General features: G+C 40.7%; 1 protein-coding gene. It reads left to right on the top strand.

Annotated features, from left to right (window positions below; genetic code table 11):
- Positions 1–278, top strand: a 278-nt coding sequence (locus ACTHUM_RS18145) for a pilin (RefSeq protein WP_440403702.1), incomplete at its 5' end; no start/stop codon positions are given.
- Between the last annotated feature and the right edge of the window lie 285 nt (positions 279–563).

The raw sequence follows: 563 nt of genomic DNA, 5'->3' as shown, positions 1-563 counted from the left end.
ATGCAGATAAAGGCAGCTTGCCGCTTGACCTAAATATCAAACAACTCGCTTCAGACGACAATAAAGTCGGTAACTATGTAAAGATTGTCCGTATTGAAGATAACGGCACTATTGTTGCCGCCATCGGCAATCAAGCCGCCGTTCCTGTGAAGAATACCGAAATCCACCTGACACCAAGTTTTGCAAAAACAAGTGCTACTAAAGGTACAACAGTTTGGTCTTGCGGTGGCACCATGGATACACACTTCCTTCCAGTATCCTGCAAACAGAGCTTGTAAGCTTATTTCCCAAAACACAAAAATACATTGCAAAGAAAACACCCCAAACAAAGCCAAATACAAACGCGGAAAGCGAACAAACCAAAAGAACAAAACTCTCCAAAACAAGGTCCTTAAGAGCCTGAATGATCACATTACGAAAATAAATGCCGTCTGAAATCATTTTCAGACGGCCTCTTTATATCCAATCCTAATATGACATAAAACTTTGGCTTTGATTAGTTTCAGACGGCCTTCATCTTTTCACAACTACATAAAACAAATTCGCAACACCCCTGATAAGAC

This window comes from Neisseria sp. P0021.S006 (assembly GCF_051956895.1).
The sequence above is the reverse complement of the archived record's forward strand: the minus strand, read 5'-3'. Positions and strand labels throughout refer to the sequence as shown.